This is a genomic window from Cryobacterium sp., from assembly GCF_026786305.1.
Classification (GTDB): Bacteria; Actinomycetota; Actinomycetes; order Actinomycetales; family Microbacteriaceae; genus Cryobacterium.
Genome location: NZ_JAJAYI010000057.1, coordinates 1 through 19585, shown reverse-complemented (window position 1 = coordinate 19585; position 19585 = coordinate 1). Strand labels below are relative to the sequence as shown.

16 protein-coding genes and 2 pseudogenes are annotated in these 19585 nt (G+C 65.5%); 10 read left to right on the top strand and 8 right to left on the bottom strand.

Annotated features, from left to right (window positions below; genetic code table 11):
* Nucleotides 1-45 precede the first annotated feature (45 nt).
* Together LH475_RS05845 and LH475_RS05840 are read left to right on the top strand one after the other, a co-directional pair.
* Nucleotides 46-240 (top strand): hypothetical protein, encoded by a 195-nt coding sequence (locus LH475_RS05845; protein ID WP_196844082.1) that lies wholly within the window; start codon nucleotides 46-48, stop codon nucleotides 238-240.
* 143 nt (nucleotides 241-383) lie between these two features.
* On the top strand, nucleotides 384-1271 hold the full coding sequence (locus LH475_RS05840; RefSeq protein WP_297413094.1) for a dihydrodipicolinate synthase family protein: 888 nt from the start codon (nucleotides 384-386) through the stop codon (nucleotides 1269-1271).
* Between the two features lie 25 nt (nucleotides 1272-1296).
* Here the strand turns inward: LH475_RS05840 and LH475_RS05835 are convergent, their stop codons facing one another.
* On the bottom strand, nucleotides 1297-2772 hold the full coding sequence (locus LH475_RS05835; RefSeq protein WP_196844084.1) for an MFS transporter: 1476 nt from the start codon (nucleotides 2770-2772) through the stop codon (nucleotides 1297-1299).
* A 92-nt stretch (nucleotides 2773-2864) separates the two neighbouring features.
* Here LH475_RS05835 and LH475_RS05830 point away from each other — a divergent pair, with 92 nt between their 5' ends.
* Complete coding sequence (locus LH475_RS05830) at nucleotides 2865-3509, top strand: TetR/AcrR family transcriptional regulator (protein ID WP_196844085.1); 645 nt, start codon at nucleotides 2865-2867, stop codon at nucleotides 3507-3509.
* On the opposite strand, the gene LH475_RS05825 is transcribed toward LH475_RS05830, so the two are convergent.
* On the bottom strand, nucleotides 3506-5845 hold the full coding sequence (locus LH475_RS05825) for a pyruvate dehydrogenase (protein ID WP_196844086.1): 2340 nt from the start codon (nucleotides 5843-5845) through the stop codon (nucleotides 3506-3508). The genes LH475_RS05830 and LH475_RS05825 overlap by 4 nt on opposite strands.
* A gap of 201 nt (nucleotides 5846-6046) precedes the next feature.
* Here LH475_RS05825 and LH475_RS05820 point away from each other — a divergent pair, with 201 nt between their 5' ends.
* From LH475_RS05820 to LH475_RS05810, 3 genes are all read left to right on the top strand, one after another.
* Nucleotides 6047-6907 carry a 3-methyladenine DNA glycosylase gene (locus LH475_RS05820; protein WP_297413093.1) on the top strand — a complete coding sequence of 287 codons (861 nt, stop codon included), beginning with the start codon at nucleotides 6047-6049 and terminating at the stop codon, nucleotides 6905-6907.
* A 515-nt stretch (nucleotides 6908-7422) separates the two neighbouring features.
* On the top strand, nucleotides 7423-8199 hold the full coding sequence (locus LH475_RS05815) for an alpha/beta fold hydrolase (RefSeq protein WP_297413092.1): 777 nt from the start codon (nucleotides 7423-7425) through the stop codon (nucleotides 8197-8199).
* 238 nt (nucleotides 8200-8437) lie between these two features.
* Complete coding sequence (locus LH475_RS05810) at nucleotides 8438-10312, top strand: DEAD/DEAH box helicase (protein WP_196844088.1); 1875 nt, start codon at nucleotides 8438-8440, stop codon at nucleotides 10310-10312.
* Between the two features lie 58 nt (nucleotides 10313-10370).
* On the opposite strand, the gene LH475_RS05805 is transcribed toward LH475_RS05810, so the two are convergent.
* From LH475_RS05805 to LH475_RS05790, 4 genes are all read right to left on the bottom strand, one after another.
* Complete coding sequence (locus tag LH475_RS05805) at nucleotides 10371-11402, bottom strand: NADPH:quinone reductase (protein WP_196844089.1); 1032 nt, start codon at nucleotides 11400-11402, stop codon at nucleotides 10371-10373.
* A gap of 153 nt (nucleotides 11403-11555) precedes the next feature.
* A complete protein-coding gene (locus tag LH475_RS05800; RefSeq protein WP_196844090.1) occupies nucleotides 11556-12209 on the bottom strand; it encodes a YigZ family protein in 654 nt (217 codons plus the stop codon).
* Nucleotides 12210-12227: 18 nt separating this feature from the next.
* A complete protein-coding gene (locus tag LH475_RS05795) occupies nucleotides 12228-13631 on the bottom strand; it encodes an amino acid permease (RefSeq protein WP_196844091.1) in 1404 nt (467 codons plus the stop codon).
* Between the two features lie 63 nt (nucleotides 13632-13694).
* A complete protein-coding gene (locus LH475_RS05790; protein WP_196844092.1) occupies nucleotides 13695-14681 on the bottom strand; it encodes a DMT family transporter in 987 nt (328 codons plus the stop codon).
* 81 nt (nucleotides 14682-14762) lie between these two features.
* Here LH475_RS05790 and LH475_RS05785 point away from each other — a divergent pair, with 81 nt between their 5' ends.
* Nucleotides 14763-15317, top strand: coding sequence for a CGNR zinc finger domain-containing protein (locus LH475_RS05785; protein WP_297413091.1), 555 nt, complete (start codon nucleotides 14763-14765; stop codon nucleotides 15315-15317).
* Nucleotides 15318-15366: 49 nt separating this feature from the next.
* Nucleotides 15367-15864: a nucleoside deaminase gene (locus LH475_RS05780; protein WP_196844094.1), complete on the top strand. Its 498-nt coding sequence runs from the start codon at nucleotides 15367-15369 to the stop codon at nucleotides 15862-15864.
* 1 nt (nucleotide 15865) lies between these two features.
* Here LH475_RS05780 and LH475_RS05775 read toward each other — a convergent pair whose 3' ends face one another.
* Complete coding sequence (locus LH475_RS05775; RefSeq protein ID WP_297413090.1) at nucleotides 15866-16837, bottom strand: NAD(P)-dependent alcohol dehydrogenase; 972 nt, start codon at nucleotides 16835-16837, stop codon at nucleotides 15866-15868.
* A gap of 329 nt (nucleotides 16838-17166) precedes the next feature.
* Between LH475_RS05775 and LH475_RS05770 the strand changes: the two genes are divergently transcribed.
* Nucleotides 17167-18234 (top strand): NAD(P)-dependent alcohol dehydrogenase, encoded by a 1068-nt coding sequence (locus LH475_RS05770; RefSeq protein WP_196844096.1) that lies wholly within the window; start codon nucleotides 17167-17169, stop codon nucleotides 18232-18234.
* A gap of 67 nt (nucleotides 18235-18301) precedes the next feature.
* Nucleotides 18302-18750: pseudogene (locus LH475_RS05765) on the top strand (aldo/keto reductase); the annotation flags it as partial.
* A gap of 105 nt (nucleotides 18751-18855) precedes the next feature.
* Here LH475_RS05765 and LH475_RS05760 read toward each other — a convergent pair.
* A pseudogene (locus LH475_RS05760) lies at nucleotides 18856-19467 on the bottom strand (helix-turn-helix transcriptional regulator); the annotation flags it as partial.
* Nucleotides 19468-19585: the final 118 nt, after the last annotated feature.

Genomic DNA, 19585 nt, shown 5'->3' with positions numbered 1-19585 from the left:
GGACATTTCACCTCGAGGTGCTCCGGCTGAAGTGGAACAACACCTATGACCGACGACGAACTCCTACTTGAAATCGACTACACCGACTACGCCAGCGCATGCCGTGACCCGCACATCACGCCGAATGAGGACCTCGTTCAATGCCGCCGCCTGCGTGGCCACGATGACGACACACACGGCACCCGGACCGGCGTGCGCGCCATCCGGTGGACAACCGGCGCCACTCCCCTGGCTGCGTAGCTGCCCCACCGGGTGAGCGGAATTGGCAACTTCGATCGCGTATGCTCTGCGGGTCGTGCGGCCGGGTGCCCTCTGGCGTCGCAGCGTGCGCGAGGATGGTGGGAGCGCCGCATGCGCGCGCTCACCGACGAAGGGGCACAGCCATGTTCACGGGGCTCAGCGCATTTCCCCTCACCCCGACCGACGAGACCGGCATCGACGAACGTGCTTTCGTGCGTCTGGTCTCCCGGCTCGCCGCGGCCGGTGTCGACTCGATCGGCGCCCTCGGCTCGACCGGCGGGTATGCCTACCTCAGCCGTGAGCAGCGTGCCTGGGCGGCACGGGCCGCGGTCGAGGCGGCCGGTACGACCCCGGTCATCGTGGGCATCGGCGCGCTCCGCACCCGGCAGGTACTCCACCTGGCAGCGGATGCCCACGCCGCCGGCGCCGCCGCGGTGCTGCTCGCGCCCATGACCTATCAGCCACTCACCGACGATGAAGTCTTCGGACTCTACGAAGACGTCACCGCCGAGCTGGCGATTCCGCTCGTCGTCTACGACAACCCGGGCACCACGCACGTCACGTTCAGCGACGAGTTACACGGCCGAATTGCCGCGCTGCCGAACATCGGCTCGATCAAGATTCCGGGCATGGCCGCCGATGCTGCCCCGGCAAGAGTCGCCGCCCTCCGCGCACTCGTTCCCGCGCACGTCACGATCGGCGTTTCCGGGGACTGGCTGGCCGCCGGCGCCCTGACCGGCGGCGCCGACGCCTGGTACAGCGTGCTCGGCGGGCTTTTTCCCGAGACCGCCCTGGCGATTACCCGCGCGGCCCAGGTCGGCGACACGGCGGCGGCCGTCGAAGCCTCCGACCGGCTCGAGCCGCTCTGGGCGCTCTATCGCCGGCACGGCAGCCTCCGTGTCATGTCCGCCGCCGCCGAGGCGCTCAACCTCGTGGCGTCGCCCAACCTGCCACTCCCGCTGCTCGGCCTAGACCCTGTCTCCCGCAGCGAACTCGAGGCGGCCCTGCACGAGCTGGGCCTCGACGGCTGAGGACGGCATCCGCTTGCTGAGGCGGTTAGTGCGCGAGCGAGATTCCGTGCCCGATGCGGCGAAACAGGAACGCGGCCACAATGGCTCCGACGACGAAGAACCCTGCTCCCCACCAGTAAGCGACCGCATAACTCTGCACGGCGGCCTGGGCGGCGACCGCTGCCGTGGCCGGCAGATGGGCGGTGACATAGTTGGTTGCCGCGGTGGCCGCGAGGGTGTTGAGCAGCGCGGTACCGATGGACCCGCCAACCTGCTGGCTGGTGTTGACCATGGCCGAGGCGACGCCGGCGAATTGGCCGTCGACGCCGAGCGTGGCGGTCTGCATCGATGCGGGCATGATCGTTCCCATCGCCAACCCGAGAATCATCAGGGGCGGTAGCACGTCGAGCACGTAGACGCTGTTCAGATCGAGGTGCGTGAGATAGATCATGCCGATCGCGCCGAGGCTCATTCCGAGGGGTACCAGAATTTTGGGTCCGAAGCGGGGCACAAAAATGTTCGTTGACAGCTGGGCCGCCAGCACGAGCATGGCGATCATCGGCAAGAAGGACACACCGGTTTGCATCGGCGAGTACTGCAGGGAGGTCTGCAGGTAGTAGGTCACGAACAGAAAAATGCCGAACATGCCAGCGCCGGCAATGAGAATCGACACGTAGGCGGCCGCACGGTTACGATCCAGCACGATGGCCAACGGCAGAAGCGGATGCGCCGCCTTGCGTTGCCAGAGCACGAAGGCGACCAGCAGAATGCCGGCGACCGAGAGAGAACCCCAGGTCAAAATGGAGTCCCAGCCGTCGGTCTCGGCGGTGGAGAATCCGTAGACCAGACCGAACAGGGCGCCGGAGACCAGCAGGGTGCCCGGAATGTCGAGCTTGGGGCGAGGACCGGTGCGGGTGGTGTGACTGACGAAGATCGCCGCGCCGACGATCGCAACAACGGCGATGACGACGTTGATATCGAGGTTCCAGCGCCAGTCAAAGTTCTCCGTGAGGTACCCGCCAAGGAGCAGGCCGACGGCGCCGCCGGCGCCGGCGATCGCGCCGAACACCCCGAAGGCTCGGGCCCGTTCCTTCGGAATGACGAAGGTGGTCGTGAGTACCGCGAGTGCGGTTGGCGCGAGCAGTGCACCGAACGCACCCTGCAGGGCGCGGGCACCGACGAGCATACCGAAGCTGTCGGCCGCTCCACCGAGAGCGGAGGCTGCCGCGAACCCGACCAGACCGATGATAAAGGTGCGCTTGCGGCCGATCAGGTCGGAGAGACGACCGCCCAGCAGAAGCAGGCTGCCGAAAGCGAGCGAGTAGGCGGTGACGATCCACTGGCGGTCGCCGTTCGAGAAGCCAAGGTCGGCCTGAGCCGACGGCAGGGCGATGTTGACGACGGTCGAATCGAGCACGACCATGAGTTGGGCGAGGGCGACGACGCTGAGGGTCCACCAGCGGCGCGAGGTCGGCGGTGCAGCGACGACCACGGGCGACAAGACGGAGGAGGTCTGTGACATGTCGGATACTCTATACGAAACTAAACAGTTCCGGATATTAACAGTTCCTGAATATGCGATGATTTCACAAACGCGAACCGAAGGGCCCAGCGATGACGCTCAACGCGAGCCAGCTCGACACGATCACTGAAGTGAGCCCAAAACTGGGTCGCAAACGCGACCACACCCGCGACCCCGAGATTCTCGACGCCGCCCTCGAAGTGCTCGCCGAAACCGGCTATGACGGAATGACCATGGAGATGGTGGCTGCCCGTGCGAAGGCGGGCAAAGCCACCCTCTATCGCCGCTGGCCGTCGAAGGGCGAACTCGTCATCGACGCCGTCGCCAACATGAAACGCGGCGACTTCGACCGCGACCACCTTCCCGACACCGGAACGTTACGCGGCGACCTCGTGGCCATGATCAAACCGCACGCCATTGAAGATGGCGCCCGCAAGATGCGCATCATGGCCGGGCTCATGTCGATGATCTCCCGCAACCCGGAACTGGCCGAGGCGGCGCGCGCGGTGATCGTGGAGCCGCGGGCATCCGCTAATCGTATTCTGCTGCAGAGGGCCGTTGACCGTGGTGAGATTTCGGCGGACTGCGACATCGACAACCTGGCGATGCTGAGCCAGTCGATGGCCATCTACCGGGTGTTCGTGCTGCAGAAACCAGTCAACCGGGACTTCTTTATTCGGCTGATCGACGGGGTCGTGCTGCCCGCCGTCGGGCTGGGCCATCCGGCAGGCGATTAGGCCGTCAGGTCCAGCACAGCACGCATGATGCTGTCCACGTCGATGCCGTGGTAGCGATAGACGTCCTCAACGTCACCGGCCTGGCCGAACCGACTCACCCCCAGATGGCGGCTTTTCACCTGGTTCACCCCGGCGAGAAAGGCCAGGGTGTGCGGGTGTCCGTCGAGAACGGTGACCATCGGCACGGCACGCCCCGCCGGCAGAATCTGGTCGAGGATCCAGGTGGGCGCATCGTCCTGGCCGTTCCGGCTCTGCAGAGCCTCAAAGAGCAGGCCGGCGCTCGTGACGCACAGCACGTCGACGTGCGTTCCGAGCGCGGCCAGCCGATCGGCGGCGGCGAGCGCGTCGGGCACCATGGCGCCCATCGTGACGATCACGGCATCCGCTTGTAGGGCTGTGGCGAGCAGGTACCCGCCGGCGACGGTCTGGCGACGACGACGTTCCCGAGCGGCCGGGTCGATGGGAACCGCCGCCAGCAGCTGGTCGATTGGCTTGGTCGACAGCCGAAGGTAGGCCGATTTGCCGCCTTCCCGGCCCATTTGCGCCATCGACGCGAGCAGCGTCCACTCCACGTCAATCGCGAACGCCGGCTCGTAACTCGTGCAGCCGGGCTGTTCAAGACCGATCGACGGCGTTTTGATCGACTGGTGGGCGCCGCCCTCCGGTGCGAGCGTAACGCCCGACGGTGTGCCGACCAGAATCGATTGCCCGCCCGCATAGATGCCGTAGGACCATGGCTCGAGTGCCCGCTCGACGAACGGGTCGTAGAGTACGCCGATGGGAAATAACGGCTGTCCCCACCGACTCCAGGTGGCGCCGAGTTCGCTGATCAGACCGACCAGGTTTACCTCCGCAATGCCGAGCTCAAGGTGTTGCCCGGTGGGGTTTTCCCGCCAGTGCATGATCGTCTCGGCGTCATCGCCGAACCAGTCGTGGCGTTCCTCGGTCGACCAGACCCCCACTTTATTGAGCCACCCACCCAGGTTCGTGCTGGAGCTCACGTCGGGACTGACCGTGACGACGCGGCGGGCCGCCTGCGGAGCAGCCCTGGTCAGATCGAGCAGGGCCCGGCCGAGGGCGGCCTGCGTGGTGGCCGTTCCAGACGGTGTGCGGCCAAAATCCGTGGGAATGGCCGGCGGAGCGACGGCCTCGATAGGCTCCCGGCGAAGGCTTCGCGCCGTACTGGTGCAGAGCCGACCGGCGTCGCTGGTCGCGTCGAAACGCTGCCAGGGGGCATCCGGATTCTCGCCCATACGCGCCGCGAGGTCGCGGTACTGGTCGATCGTGAGCAGGGACGAGTGGTTCTGTGGGTGCCCCTCGGTTGGCAGCCCGTGTCCCTTCACCGTGTAGGCGATGATGACGGTGGGTTTGGTGTCGTCGATTTGCGCGTACGCCGCGCGCAGGGCGCCGAGGTCGTGCCCGCCGAGGTTTTTGATCGCCTGCACCAGCGTGTGGTCATCGACGGCCGTGAGAATATCAACGATCGCCTGGCGGCTTTCGCCGTCGCCGGGAAGCCGTTCGCGCAATTCGACGGCCGAGCAGCGAATCAGACGCTGATACTCCGGATTCGACATATCCAGGATGCGCCGGCGCAGCACGTCACCGCCGGCGCGCTCCATCAGACTCTCGAGCAGTCGCCCGAACCGAACCACGATGACCTGCCAGCCGGCCGCGGCGAACAGAGCCTCGATCTTGCCGGCGGCGATGTTGGGCACGACCCGATCGAGAGACTGCCGGTTCAGGTCGACGATCCAGACAATTTCGCCCAGATCGGCGACGCTCGAATCGATCACGGCCTCCCAGACGGCGCCCTCGTCGAGTTCCGCGTCACCGACCAGGGAGTATTGGCGGCCACGGTTGAGCACACCGGTCAGGCTCTCGGTGTAGCGGCGGGAGATGGCACCCCAGATCGGGGCTGTCGCGCCGATGCCCACCGATCCGGTGGAGTAGTCGACCGGGTCAGGATCTTTGGAACGGCTGGGGTAGCTTTGCAAACCGCCGAATTCGCGGAGCGTGGTGAGGTATTTCTGGTCGAGACTGCCCAGCAGGTAGTTGATGCCGTGCAGAACGGGCGAGGCGTGCGGCTTGACCGACACCCGGTCTTCGGCGCGCAGCTGGCCGAACCAGAGGGAGGTCATGATCGTGACAATGGACGCGCTGGAAGCCTGGTGGCCACCGACCTTGATGCCCGAGCTGTTGGTGCGCACGCGGTTCGCGTGGTGCACGATGGAGGTGGCCAGCCAGAGCACCCGTTTCTCGACCGCGGCAAGCGTGTCGAGCTGGGGGTCACCGTAGGCGATCTCCGGGTCGAACTGGAGCTGGTCGACCGGTTCCATAGTTTCTCCCTCGAAACGTGACGGTGGGCGGCGGCGCACATCGCACACGTGAAAGTGCAACATTGATTACCGGTCTGCGCAACCGGACCGCTTGGCGTTGAGCATTGTGCTCACCTGTCGGCGCTTGTCGTCACCCCCGCCGTTCACAGTGCACGGCGTGTGGAGAATCGTCACGGCGGTGTGCGCGGGTATCCTCGTTGGGTGCACCTTACCCAGCAGACCCGGGTGCTCGGGGCCACCGAATGGCGGCGCCTCGAGCAGGCCCATGAACACCGCGCCGATACGTTTACCCGTGGCCGCCGGCAGCGCGCGGCAACCGGACTGACGCATCCGGTTGACGATTTTCTGTTCACCTATTATCCGTTTCGTCCCGGGCTGTTGCGCCGCTGGCATCCCGGCGCCGGCGTACGGTTGCAGGGCGCCGCCGACTACCCCCGCGCAAGCTGGAAGTGGTACCGCACCGTGGGCAGCGACAGCCAAGTGGATGCCGCCGCCTTCTCCGAAAAGAATGAGCGCCTCCTGCGCTTTATCGGTTCACTGCTGTCTTCGACCCGGCAACGACCCGCCCATTTCGGCTGCTTCGGACTGCACGAGTGGGCAATGGTCTACCGCCAGGGTGAGCACCGTCACGTCGCGCCGCTGCGGCTCGGCCAGCTTGATACCGACGCCGTCGTCGACGGTAACCGCATAGCCTGCAGCCACTTCGACGCGTTTCGATTCTTTACCCCGGCAGCGATTGGGCTGAACCAGCTGCACCCTTCCCGGGAGAATCAGCCGATGCTGGAGCAGCCCGGCTGCCTGCACGCCGGCATGGACATCTACAAGTGGGTGATCAAGCTCGGCCCGCTGGTTCCCGGCGAGGTTATGCTCGACGCCTTCGAGCTCGCACGCGACATTCGCCGGCTCGACATGGAGGCCTCCCCCTACGACCTGAGTGACTGGGGCTACGCGCCGGTTGAGATCGAGACTCCCGCCGGCAAGGCCGAGTATGTGCGTCGCCAGCGCGGTTTCACCGAGCGCAGTAATGTGCTGCGCGACCGTGTCGTGAGCCTTCTGGTCTGACTCAGCGTGCCCGGGTGCCATCGAGCACGGGTTGCCCGTCTCTTCTCAGGTTTAGACCTGGCAACCGGTGGAAACCCCGCACAGCGGTGATCTGCGCGCGGCGCCACGAGCGCGATCCGCGCCCACAACCTCCTTCGACACCCATCGGGGGCAGTCCTACCAAACCGGACAGGCCAGGGCTCCGGAGCATCAGTGCGGCCCGGGTAAACATCGGCCCGGGTAAACATCGGCCCGGGTAAACATCGGCCCGGAACAAAACAACGGATAGGAGCTCTCATGAAGACGATCACGTCGACTCGATCGTCAACGATGCTCTCGGTGGCGTCGGACTCGGCCGCTAACCAGTCCGGCGAAAAGCTGGGGCGCCTCCCACTCGGGAGGCGCCCTTCTTGGGTATCAGGCGCGCGGGTAGGACTCGACGATCTCGCGCATGCGCGGCAGACCGAACTGGTCGGCGATGGCTGCGCCACTGTGCGCGCCGAGGCGGGGGTCGGCATCCGTGGTGAAATGGGTGAATGTTGCACCGTAGCGCTCCCGAGCACCGTTTTGTCCCGTCCCTCGACGGCGTACAACTCGCCACCTACGAGCTCGGCGACCCGGAGCATCCGACCGTTTTCGTGGTGCACGGCTTCGCCTCGAGCGCGATCGCGAACTGGCACGCCACCGGATGGACCCGCGACCTGACCCGGGCCGGCTTTCACGTGATCGGTATCGACCAGCGCGGCCACGGCGCGAGCGACAAACCGCACGTGGGCGAGGCATACACGATGGAACTGCTCATCGCCGACGTCGAGTCGGTGCTCGACGCCTACCTGCTCACCGAGGTGCGCTACGTCGGCTACTCACTCGGTGCCCGGGTGGGCTGGCAGGCCGCCCGCGAACTTGGCGGCCGCATCACGCAGGCGGTACTCGGCGGCATCCCCGACGGCGATCCGCTCAAAAGTTTTCAGATAGCGGATGCCCGCGCCCACCTCGAGCACGGCGCCGACGTCACCGACCGCTTCACCGGCGTCTACCTCGAGATGGCCAGGGCACTGCCGGGCAACGACCTCTCGGCGCTCGTCGCCCTGGTCGAAGGCATGCGCGGCGGCCCACAGCCCGGTGCCGCCAATGCGCCGACCCAGCCGCTGCTCTTCGCGACCGGAAGCGAGGACAGCATTCTCGACGCGTCCCGGGCCCTCGCCGAGGCGACGCCGAACGGTAGTTTCTTCGAGATTCCCAGCCGCAACCACTTCAACGCGCCGACGTCGCGGCCGTTCCGAGAAGCGGCGATCGCATTCCTGAAGGCGTAGTTGCCCGGCGTCAGCCGAGCGAAACGGTTCCGTCGTCGTCATGCCAACCCGGATTGCGCGCGACCCCAAGATGACGCCGCTTCGGTCGGTGACGTGTCCGTGAAAGATGTATGCGCGCGAGCAGGTCTGTCGTTTCCGTTACCCGCCACGCCCGGGCGACGATCGCCGAGGCATCCGCTGTGAAGGTCGCCGAACGCGCCTTTACGCCGGCTGCGAACTCTTCGACTACCGTTGAACTATGACCGCACCAGACACCACTGCGCAGAACGAGGCAGAAAATGCCACTGCAACCAAGACATTCGCCGATCTCGGGCTCAATGACGCCATGCTCAAGGCCCTTAAAGTCGTCGGCTACGAAACCCCCTCGGCCATTCAGGCCGCCACTATTCCCCCGCTGCTGGAAGGTCGCGACGTTGTCGGACTCGCCCAGACCGGTACCGGCAAGACGGCCGCGTTCGCGCTGCCCATTCTGAACCGTCTCGACCTGTCGCAGAAGAACCCGCAGGCACTCGTGCTCGCTCCCACCCGCGAGCTCGCTCTGCAGGTCTGTGAGGCGTTCGAGAAGTACGGCGCACACATTCGAGGCGTGCACGTGCTGCCGGTTTACGGTGGACAGGGTTACGGCGTGCAGCTGTCGGCCCTGCGCCGCGGGGTGCACATCGTCGTCGGTACTCCCGGCCGCATCATGGACCACCTCGAAAAGGGAACCCTCGACCTCTCGGAGCTCAAGTACCTGGTGCTCGACGAGGCCGACGAGATGCTCAAAATGGGCTTCGCCGAAGACGTTGAGACCATTCTCGCCGACACCCCCGACGACAAGCAGGTCGCCCTGTTCTCGGCCACGATGCCGGCGCAGATTCGCCGAATCTCCCAGAAATACCTGCACGACCCCGCCGAGATCACGGTCAAGACCAAGACCACGACCTCGTCGAACACGACCCAGCGCTACCTGATGGTCTCGTACCCTCAGAAGCTCGACGCCCTCACCCGCATTCTCGAGGTCGAGAACTTCGAGGGCATGATCATCTTTGCCCGCACCAAGAACGAGACCGAGCTGCTCGCCGAGAAGCTGCGTGCGCGCGGCTATTCCGCGATGGCGATCAACGGCGACGTGCAGCAGGTGCAGCGCGAGCGCACGGTCAACCAGCTCAAGAGCGGCAAGCTCGACATTCTCGTTGCAACGGACGTCGCCGCTCGCGGCCTCGACGTGGAGCGCATCAGCCACGTGGTCAACTACGACATTCCCATCGACACCGAGTCCTACGTGCACCGCATCGGCCGCACCGGCCGCGCCGGCCGAAGCGGCGCAGCGATCAGCTTCGTCACCCCGCGAGAGCGTCGCCTGCTCACCGCGATCGAAAAAGCCACCCGCCAGCCACTCACCCAGATGCAGCTGCCCAGCGTGGAAGACGTCAACGTGACGCGCCTGACCCGTTTCGACGATGCCATCACCGCTGCACTCGACGAGACCGATCGCATCAGCAAATTCCGCGACATCATCGCGCACTACGTGTCCCACCACGACGTGCCCGAGGTTGATGTGGCGGCGGCACTCGCCGTGGTTTCCCAGGGCGAGACTCCCCTACTGCTCTCCGCCGAGGATGTTCGGGCACAGCAGCGCATCGAACGTGACGAGCGGGTCGAACGTTCGGAGCAGCGCGGCGATCGCCCCGAACGTGGCGGGCGTTCAGACCGCCCGGACCGCCCAGAGCGCTTTGGGCGCGATGACCGGGGCAGCCGCGATGACCGGGGCAGCTACGGCGCCCGCGACGACCGGCCGGTGCGCAGCGAACGCCCGGTGCGTTCGAGCGGCAAGCCGATGGCGCAGTATCGCATCGAGGTCGGCAAGCGTCACAAGGTGGAGCCCCGCCAGATCGTCGGCGCCCTGGCGAATGAGGGTGGGCTGAGCCGCGACGACTTCGGCCATATCAAGATTCTGCCGGAGTTCTCACTGGTCGAACTGCCCGCTGATCTGTCGCGCGACGTGTTCTCCAAGCTGGAGAACACCCGCATCAGCGGCAAGCTCATCGAACTGCGCGCCGACAAGGGCGGCGCCTCGCGCTCCGCCGATCAGGGCGATCGCCCGCCGCGCGCGCCGCGCCGCGAGTACTAGAACCGCAGGCTAGAGAACATCCCCGTCTTTTCTGACGGGGGTGTTCTCTGGCATCTCGTCAGCCGGCGGATACGTCGATGAGCACCTTGCCGGTGACGCCACTTTCGACGGCCGCGTGGGCATCTCCGGTGTGAGCGAGATCGAAGCGGTGGAGCGGCAGTCCCGCATCGTCACCGACCGCCAGCGCGCCGTCCACGAGCGCTTCATTGATGCTGGCGGCGGCCTGCCGCACCACTTCGTTGCCCACCGTGTACAGCAGCACAAACTGGTACCGCACGTTGAGGCTGAAGTGCTTGCGAACGTCAAGCGTCATCTGGTCGCCGCCGTTATTGGCATAGACCGCGATCGATCCGCGATTGCGAATAACCGAGAGGTCGAGAGTCGAGTTCTGGGCGGGAGCGACCTCCACGATGAGATCCACGCCGCCCGGTGCGATGCGTCGAATCTCAGCGACGACATCGGAGTCGGTGTAGATGAACACGTGATGGGCGCCAGCGTTCGTCGCCAGCGCTGCTTTCTGAGGACCGCTCACGGTCGTGATCACGGTGGCCCCTGCCCAGCGGGCCAATTGAATGGCTGCGTGACCGACGGCACCGGCTCCGCCCGCGACGAGCACGAACTTGCCGTCCAGAGCCCCCGGATGTAACCGGCGCGGCCCGTCCTCAGCCACCGTCAGCGCACGGTAGGCGGTGATCGCTGGCACGCCCAGGCTGGCCCCCTGGTCGAAGCTCGCGGCGGAGGGCAGCAGAAAGACACGTTCTGCCGGGAGCACCGCGAACTCCTGGGCGGTACCACCGTGCGCCAACTGATACGCGGCGAGTGCCAGCCAGACGCGGTCACCGACGGCCACGTTCGAGACTCCGGTGCCGACAGCATCGATGATCCCCGCACCATCCTGGTTCGGTACGACGTCGGCGAACGGGAGCGCCTCCCCCGGCGCGGAGCCTCGGCGCGACTTCCAGTCGGTCGGGTTCACCCCGCTCACGACGATGCACACGCGCACCTCGCCGGTACCGGGATCAGTCACCGGCCGATCAACGAGTTGCAGTACGGACGGGTCGCCGGTCTCTCGGTACACAATGGTTTTCATGTGAGACCTAACGCCTGAGGCGCCGAAATGTTTCCACCAACTTTGGCGCGGTGCGTTCACTCGTAGCTTCGAGGCTGCCGCGAATCGAGGTCCCCTTTTCGTGGCTCTGGAATCGAGTGGATGTCGACAACCGTCTCGTCGGGAAGAACGGTACTACGCTTTGACATCGACCCATTCGTGGCCGAGCGCTGCCAGAACAGCGCCTCCAGCAGTGACCTGAGCAACCATCGCGGCCAGCCGCTCGGCGTCGTCGTCTGCAATGTGAAGCACTGCATCGCGCCCGTAATCTGTACCCAGGATGAGCACCCCGCGCTGGCGCAGCTCGGCCTCGATGCGTCCGGCATCCGTGTGGGAGAGCGCGAGCGTGAACAGCTCGCGGCGTTCGCGCGCCACGACGAGCCCGCGGGTTTGTGCCTCGTCGATCGTGGTCAGGACAGCCTCCGAGTAAGCGCGCACGAGGCCTCCGGCACCGAGGAGTGTGCCTCCGAAGTAGCGGGTGACGACGGCCACGCAATCGACGAAGCCGCGTCCGGCCAGCGCCTCAAGCATGGGTCGGCCCGCTGTGCCCGACGGTTCACCGTCGTCATTCGAGCGACGCACCTGATCGGGGGCTGCTGAGGGCCCGAGCACGAACGCCGAGCAATGGTGGCGGGCATTCCAGTGGTCCTTGCGCGCGTCGTCGATCACGGCGCGCGCGGCATCCTCGGTCGCTGTTCTGACCAGGCGGCACAGAAACCGAGACCGTTTGACCTCAATTTCGGCATCAACGCGACTGCCATCGCCGCCGTGCAGAGTGAGATCGGGCATGCACCCAGTCTGGCGCATCTAGGGCTTAAGGCTGCTCGATGCCTGAACGCTGCGCGCGCCCTCGGGCTTTCCCGCCCGCACCCAAATTTGGTGCACAATGAGCGAGACCAGCAAGGATGCCCCGAGACTAAGCAGCGGCAAGCCGCGCGACAGATTCATGATCAGCGTGAACAGCACGACGACGGCCCCCACGAGGTTCAATACCAGGGAGGCTCGGTGGCCCTCCTGAAATGAAAACCTGGCCATGGCCAGCAGCCCACCCAGAAAGCTCAAGAACACGGCCACGGCATAGTACAAAACCAGATTTTGATCGTTTGCGCCGGCAATGATCGTGATAATCACCGCCAACACGGTAAAGAGCACCACTCCCCACACCGGTGCATGCCGGCCATTGGTGCGCGCCAGGGCTGCCGGGAGGATGCCGACGAGCTCACCGTCCGCTCCGGCATGCCGAGCAAGTGCCTTGAGCATCCCCGGCCCAGCCTGAAAGGAGGAACTCGCCGCAGCGAGCAGGAGCAGGGCGGTGGCCAACTGGAAGGCCGCAAAGACCGGCGCGGGTGCCGCCACCCGGGCCAGTTCAGCGATTTGCGTTGTGTCCGGCCCGGGAACGCCGATCTGGAGGTGAACCAGCTCCAGGGCGAGCCCTATTGTGATGGTGCCGACCACGCCCAGCGTGAGCCAGAGCGTGAGCCTTCCGAACCGCCGCCGGCCGGCATCGTCGAGTTGGCCGAGCTCGGCGATGGCCGTGGACGGTGCCTCCACCCCGGTGGCCAGGGCCATGGCGACCGGGAAGGCAAGAAGCACGGCCAGGATCGGCATATGCGGAGCAGTGTCGGCGATCATTCCGCTGTCTTGGGGATCCACGCCCAGACCATAAATCAACACGAGTGCGGCCAGCACGATGAAGGTAAGTGTCATTCCGGCGAAGATAACGCGACCGAGATGCCCGACCAGCGTGACCCCGGCAACCAGGAGCAACAAAGCGATAGCTATGCCGACTCGCCACGGAGCAAGCGAAGGAAAGTAGGCGATAGCAGCCGATGCTCCAGCCGAAACGCTCACGGCGATCGTCAGTACGAAGTCCACGACAAGAGCACCGATGGGAATGAAGGACCAACCGTCTCCAAACGCTTCACCCACGGCGGCCGACGCACCGCCGCCCTTGGGGTAGCGATTGATCAGCTGGCGGTAATTTACGATCACGAGCGCGATGATCGCCATCACGAGGCCCATCGTCGCCAGCAGCAGCGAGAGATCACCACCGAGCGCGCGCAGCGCCGCCTCAACCGCGTAGGCGACCGACGACACGGGGTCTGCCATCACAGAGAAGGCGAATGCCACCAGCAGCAGCCCCCGGGAGGCGAACACCCCGCGAAACCGGTTGCGGCGTGACTTCGCGGGCGATCCAACGGTGTCGGGCACGAGCAACCCTTCACTAGAGGCTCAGGCCTGCAAGTTTAGAAGTCTGGCCGCTGTACAGCAAAGTTATGTCTCGGTCGGCTGGGGCTCGTGCGCTCGTGCTTCGTGCACGAGGGGCTCGTCCGGGAGCAACGACTCGACGGCCAGCTCCACCCGCTCTTCTCCCACGGCTGCAATGCCACCCAGGATGAGTAGACCACCGAGCAATTGCAGTGGTGTCAGCAACTCGCCGAGCAGCAGCCAGGCAAATAGCGACGCGAAGATCACCTCGAGCAGCCCCAGGAATGACGCCAGTCTCGACCCCAGAGCGCCAGCCGCGGTGATGCCGGCCGCATAGGCGATCGCGGTGCTGATGATTGCGAGCGCCAGCAATGGCACCCACCAGGACACTTGCGCTCCGAGCAACGATAAGTCCGTGAAGGATGCCGTGAACGCCAGCAAACCGGTCGAGCCGAGCAAACCCAGAGCGGCGCCCCCGACCAGCAGTCCGAAAGCCGCGAGCGCAATCGGCGGCAGTCCCTGCGCCGGGCGTGCCGCTACGACAAAGAACACCGCGCAGGCGATAGCGGCGGCAAAGGCGAACACAACACCGACCGGGTCGACCGCTTGAAGCGCTCCGGGACCGATCACGAGCACGAGGCCAGCGACGGCGAGAGTCGAGCCGATCAGAACCGTGCGTCGCGGCATCCGTTTCGTCGTCACCCAGACGAAGGCGACCAGAATCAGCGGGGCAAGAAATTCAATCAAAAGTGCGGTAGAAACCGGAATGGTCTGCAGCGCGGCAAAATACGCCAGCTGCGTGCACGCCACGCCCACCAACCCCATGCCGAGCACCCGCCAGCGGCCCAGCCAGAGCACGGCCCAGCGTCCGCGCAGCGAGATCAGCGCAAGCGGCAGCAAGACAAATCCTGCGGTGAGGGCGCGGGCGGTGACGGCGGCCGTCGGCGACCAGCCGGCCTCCAGCATCGGTTTGACCAGCGCGCCCGAGGTGCCAAATGAGACCGCCGCGATCACGGCTACGACCAGGCCACCCGGCATCGATACCATCTTCATGGTGACCCCTTCGGTTGGGCCTGTGATGGTCTAAACTGGCCTATGCCACTGACAGTACGACCGAACTCGCAAGGAGTCAACTTGCATTTTGCCCCTGACACCGAGGGGGCGCTTGAATTCGTGGTGGCGCTCGGCGATACCGACCCCGGGGCCTCGCGCAGTGGCCGTGACGAACTCGAAACGCTTGCCGACCTCGCGGCACTCCTCGCTCCGATCCCGTTCACTGGACGCATCGATGGCGATGATGCCGAGTTGCGAGACGTGCAGCAGACCCGAGCCCTGCTGCGCCGGGTCTGGACCCTGGGCCGCGACGACGCCGTGGTTGAGGTCAATCGCATATTGCGCGACGCCAAAGCGCTGCCCCAGCTCGCGCGCCACGACGTGTCGGACTGGCATCTGCACGCGACTGTGTCCGAGGCGCCACTCGGCGAGCGCATGCGTGTCGAAGCGGCCCTGGCCTTGATCGACGTGATCCGCAGCGACGAAATGGGGCGCCTGAGAATCTGCGAAGCGAATACCTGCACCGGCCTGGTTCTTGACCTGTCCCGCAACGGGTCCAAGCGTTTCTGCAGTGTGCGCTGTGGCAACCGCGTGAACATGATCGCCTTCCGGGAGCGCCAGTCCGCCGACCGATAACACGGGGCGGTTAGGCTTGAATCTTTCCCCCATTGAGAAAGCGACGATCATGCCTGACCTCACCACTGTCTCACGCACCGATGAAACTCACCTGCGGCACGCGATCGAGGCGGCCCGCGCCTCGCGTGAGGTCGGCAACCATCCCTTCGGAGCGGTTCTCGTGACCGGCGAAGACATCATCATCGAGGGTCAGAACACGGTCGTCACCCTCGGTGACCCCACCGGGCATGCGGAGACCAATCTGGTGCGCATCGCCGCAACACTCCTGGCCCGGGACGCCCTGCATTCGAGCACGCTGTACACCAGCACGGAACCCTGCGCGATGTGTGCCGGAGCGATCTACTGGGCCGGTATCGGTCGCGTCGTCTACGCGCTACCGGAAGAACAGCTTGCCGCGATGGTTCCCCGGCAAGATGGCGAAGCAACCTTGGACCTGCCGTGCCGCGAGGTATTTGCCCGCGGCGGCAACAGTGTCACCGTGGCTGGCCCCGCCCTGCTCGCTGAGGCCGCCGAAGTGCACGCCGGTTTTTGGAACGCCCGCCCGTAACTTACGTCACTTCGCGCACGCGAATGACGACGTTGCCGATCTTCTGACCGACCGCCACATACTCGTACGCCTCGCGAATCTGCTCGAGTGGGTAGCTTCGGTCAATCACCGGCCGAAACTCGCCCGATTCGACCAGACCCTGAAGGAACAGCACGTCAGCTCGCGTGTCCTTGGGAATGGGAAAGAGCACCCGTTTCTTGCGCAGCAGCGGCGTGATCAGCGCCAGCACCGGGTTCTGCCACAGAGCGCCGAGTTCCGAGGAAACATAGATTCCGCCCGGTGAAAGCAGCCGACGGCAGCGACCGAAAGAACTCTTACCGACCGCGTCGAGCACGACGTCGAACGTGTCGTCGAGTGCGGTGAAGTCCTCGTGGGTGTAATCCACGACACGGTCTACGCCGAACGATTCCACCAGTGCGCGGTGCGCGCCGGCGCACACCGCCGTGACGCGAGCCCCGAGGTGCACGAGCAGCTGCACGGCGGCCGAACCGATTGCACCCGTCGCGCCGTTGACCAGAACTCTCTGCCCGACCGTGACCTTTGCCCCGCGGATCATAGCGAGCGCGTAGTGGGCACCCTCCACGATCGGTGCGGCCTCGTCGTACGACAACCGCGGCGGCAGCTCTGCCACCAGGCCCGTTTCGGAAATGGTCAGGTATTGAGCGTGACCACCAAATTTGACGCCGTTATAACCGAAGACACGTTGGCCGACCGTGAAAGAACCAACCCCGGCACCGATATCGGCGACTTCACCGGCGAATTCACAACCCAGAATGGTCGCCCGTGGGGCCAGTAGCCCGCTGAACAGCCGCACCAGGCGCGGCTTGCCGCTCAGAAACCCGCAGTCCGTACGGTTCACCGTGCTGGCGAATACCCGCACGAGCAGCTCGCCGGTTTCGGGCACCGGAGGCGACGCATCCTCGACGTGCACAAAGCTCGGTGGTCCGTAGTGGCGGTACACGGCAGCTCTCATGCGGCACAGCGTACGCTTTAAAACAGGCCTTACCCGAGAATGCTCGAGAGCGATGTGAGTGACGCGAAACGATCAGGCCCTCACCACGGTGAGCAGCTTGTCAATCTGCCCCAGTGTCATCGGGTCGCCGTATTTCACGTAGCTGTCTCACGCTGATCACACGACCGCTGCGACAAGCGGAGGCCGTGGGTGGGTCAATCAGTGCCACCCTTGGCTCCTGACAATGCAGCTGTAACGGCGTAGCGTTGAGCAAGCGGATGTCACCGTCGACACGTGCCTCGGCACGGGGTTCCCCCCGCCATCCATCACCGGTACTGGAAGAGTTTCTTATGACAACCACCGTTCCCGCCCTCGCCGCCCCCGCGGCCGGCCAGCCTCTCGTACGCTCCACGGTCGAGGTGCGCACTCCCGGCGCCCACGACGTGGCAATCGACATCAAGTTCGCGGGCATCTGCCACTCCGACATCCACCAGGCCCGTGACGAGTGGGCCGTGGGACTGTTCCCAATGGTTCCCGGCCACGAGATTGCCGGCATCGTGTCTGCCGTCGGCAGCGACGTCACCCGTTACCGCGTGGGCGACCGCGTCGGCGTGGGGTGCTTCGTAGACTCCTGCCGTAAGTGCACCAACTGCCTGGCCGGCGAGGAGCAGTACTGCCTGAAGGGCGAGGTCGGCACCTACAACGACCGCTTCTACGACGGTACGGCAACCAATGGTGGCTACAGTACCGCCGTCGTTGTCGACGAGAACTTTGTGCTCGGCATTCCCGAGGGTATCGAACTCTCCGAGGCCGCTCCCCTGCTCTGCGCCGGTATCACCCTCTACTCCCCGCTCAAGAACTGGAAGGCCGGCCCCGGCAAGAAGGTCGCCATCCTCGGCATGGGTGGCCTTGGGCACATGGGCGTGAAGATCGCCCACGCGCTTGGCGCGGAGGTCACCGTGCTCAGCCAGACCCTGAGTAAGCAGGCCGATGGCCTGCGCTTCGGCGCAGACCACTATTACGCCACGAGCGACCCGACCACGTTCACCGAGCTCGAGAACCACTTCGACCTCATCGTGAACACCGTGGCCGCAAACCTCGACATGGAGCGCTACCTGCAGCTGCTCGCACTCGACGGCACGCTCGTTCACGTGGGCATCCCGACCGAGCCCGACCAGATCAAGATGTTCTGGCTCGCCGCCCAGCGTCGCTCCATCGCCGCCTCGAAGATCGGCGGCATCCGCCAGACCCAGGAGATGCTCGACTTCTGTGCCACCCACGGTATCGGCGCCGATATCGAGGTCATCTCCGTCGATCAGGTGAACGAGGCATACGAGCGGGTCATCCGCAGTGACGTGCGCTACCGCTTCGTCATCGACGTCGCCACGTTCGCAAATGAGACCCGCGCCAACGCGTAGGACGCTCTGACGCTCGCGGTCCGCGCCGCAAGTCGATAAAGACCAGGCACGAACCGCCCTGGGTTGCATGAGTCACGGCGAGCCGGAGCGTGGCAACCATGCCTGGACCCTGAACGAGGAGATCAGTCGGCCTTTCATCCGGCGGGCTCTCGAGGCCGGCATCAACTTCTTTGACACGGCCAACATTTACTCGGCCGGCTCCAGCGCGGAGATCCTCGGCCGCGCTCTCCGGGAGTACGCCCACCGTGACGAGGTCGTCGTAGCGACCAAGGTACATGGGTCCGTCGGCGATGGCCCCAACCAGAGCGGCCTCTCACGCAAGGCTGTTCTGCAGGAAATAGACAACAGCCTGCGTCGCCTCGATCTGGATTACGTGGACCTCTACATCGTGCATCGCTTTGACCCGTTCGTGGAGCCCGCTCGTGGAGCCCGCTCGCGCGCGGAAAGCTCACTCGCGACTGGGATGAGACGACCGCTCGCACAGAGACGGACCTGTTTGGACAGACCCTGTACGCGCAGGCGGAGGGCGGCGTCATCCGTCTGATCCGTGCGCCAGGAGGCCAGGATGCGCAGGGCGTCGTTCGAGGCGGACCCCTGTTGAGTGCTGTAGACGAACAGCCGTTGATCGGGTTCGCCGGGCACCGGGAAGGTCTCGTAGTCCACGTCGATGCGACCGACGATCGGGTGCATGAAGCGCTGGAGTCCGAACGTGCACTCCCAGACCCGGTGCTGGCTCCACCAGGCGCGAAATTCGTCGCTCTTCACGGTCAGCTCGTCGATTTGCTCGTTGAGCGCCCGGTCGTTGGCGTGGGTATGCGCGTCGTGGCGCAGCATAGCCGCCACGTCGCAGGCTACGTCCTCCCAGTCCAGGTAGAGGGTGCGCGCCGCCGGGTCGAGGAAGGTCCACCTGGCCAAGCTGCGCTGGAGTCCTGCGCCCTGCGTGAAGTCCTTGAGCAGCAGTTTCGCGAGATCGTTCATGGCGAGCACGTCCATCCCCACGCCGAGTACGAATGCGGGCTGCGCGGTGAGCGAGTCCATGACGGTGCGCACCGACGGCCGAACGGTGTGCGTGCGCCGTCGCTGCTGCGCGCGCCCACCGGTCGATGCCGACAACAGGGCAAACAAGTAGGCGCGCTCCGACTCATTCAGGTGCAGCACCTCGGCGAGCGCGTTCACCACGGCATCGGATGCCTGCGTCACACGACCCTGCTCCATGCGAGCGTAGTAATCCACGCTCACCCCGGCGAACGCCGCGACCTCGTCGCGGCGCAGGCCACGCACCCGGCGGGGGGCCGCGTTCGGGTCTACCGGCCGCCCGCCCGCCCCCCGCCGCCGCCGGGCCCCCGCGGCG

Excerpts from the sequence above, each read along its gene's own strand:
- LH475_RS05845 (WP_196844082.1), top strand. The coding sequence starts at position 46 with ATGACCGACGACGAACTCCTACTTGAAATCGACTACACCGACTACGCC.
- LH475_RS05840 (WP_297413094.1), top strand. The coding sequence starts at position 384 with ATGTTCACGGGGCTCAGCGCATTTCCCCTCACCCCGACCGACGAGACC.
- LH475_RS05835 (WP_196844084.1), bottom strand. The coding sequence starts at position 2,772 with ATGTCACAGACCTCCTCCGTCTTGTCGCCCGTGGTCGTCGCTGCACCG.
- LH475_RS05830 (WP_196844085.1), top strand. The coding sequence starts at position 2,865 with ATGACGCTCAACGCGAGCCAGCTCGACACGATCACTGAAGTGAGCCCA.
- LH475_RS05825 (WP_196844086.1), bottom strand. The coding sequence starts at position 5,845 with ATGGAACCGGTCGACCAGCTCCAGTTCGACCCGGAGATCGCCTACGGT.
- LH475_RS05815 (WP_297413092.1), top strand. The coding sequence starts at position 7,423 with ATGTTGCACCGTAGCGCTCCCGAGCACCGTTTTGTCCCGTCCCTCGAC.
- LH475_RS05810 (WP_196844088.1), top strand. The coding sequence starts at position 8,438 with ATGACCGCACCAGACACCACTGCGCAGAACGAGGCAGAAAATGCCACT.
- LH475_RS05805 (WP_196844089.1), bottom strand. The coding sequence starts at position 11,402 with ATGAAAACCATTGTGTACCGAGAGACCGGCGACCCGTCCGTACTGCAA.
- LH475_RS05800 (WP_196844090.1), bottom strand. The coding sequence starts at position 12,209 with ATGCCCGATCTCACTCTGCACGGCGGCGATGGCAGTCGCGTTGATGCC.
- LH475_RS05790 (WP_196844092.1), bottom strand. The coding sequence starts at position 14,681 with ATGAAGATGGTATCGATGCCGGGTGGCCTGGTCGTAGCCGTGATCGCG.
- LH475_RS05780 (WP_196844094.1), top strand. The coding sequence starts at position 15,367 with ATGCCTGACCTCACCACTGTCTCACGCACCGATGAAACTCACCTGCGG.
- LH475_RS05775 (WP_297413090.1), bottom strand. The coding sequence starts at position 16,837 with ATGAGAGCTGCCGTGTACCGCCACTACGGACCACCGAGCTTTGTGCAC.
- LH475_RS05770 (WP_196844096.1), top strand. The coding sequence starts at position 17,167 with ATGACAACCACCGTTCCCGCCCTCGCCGCCCCCGCGGCCGGCCAGCCT.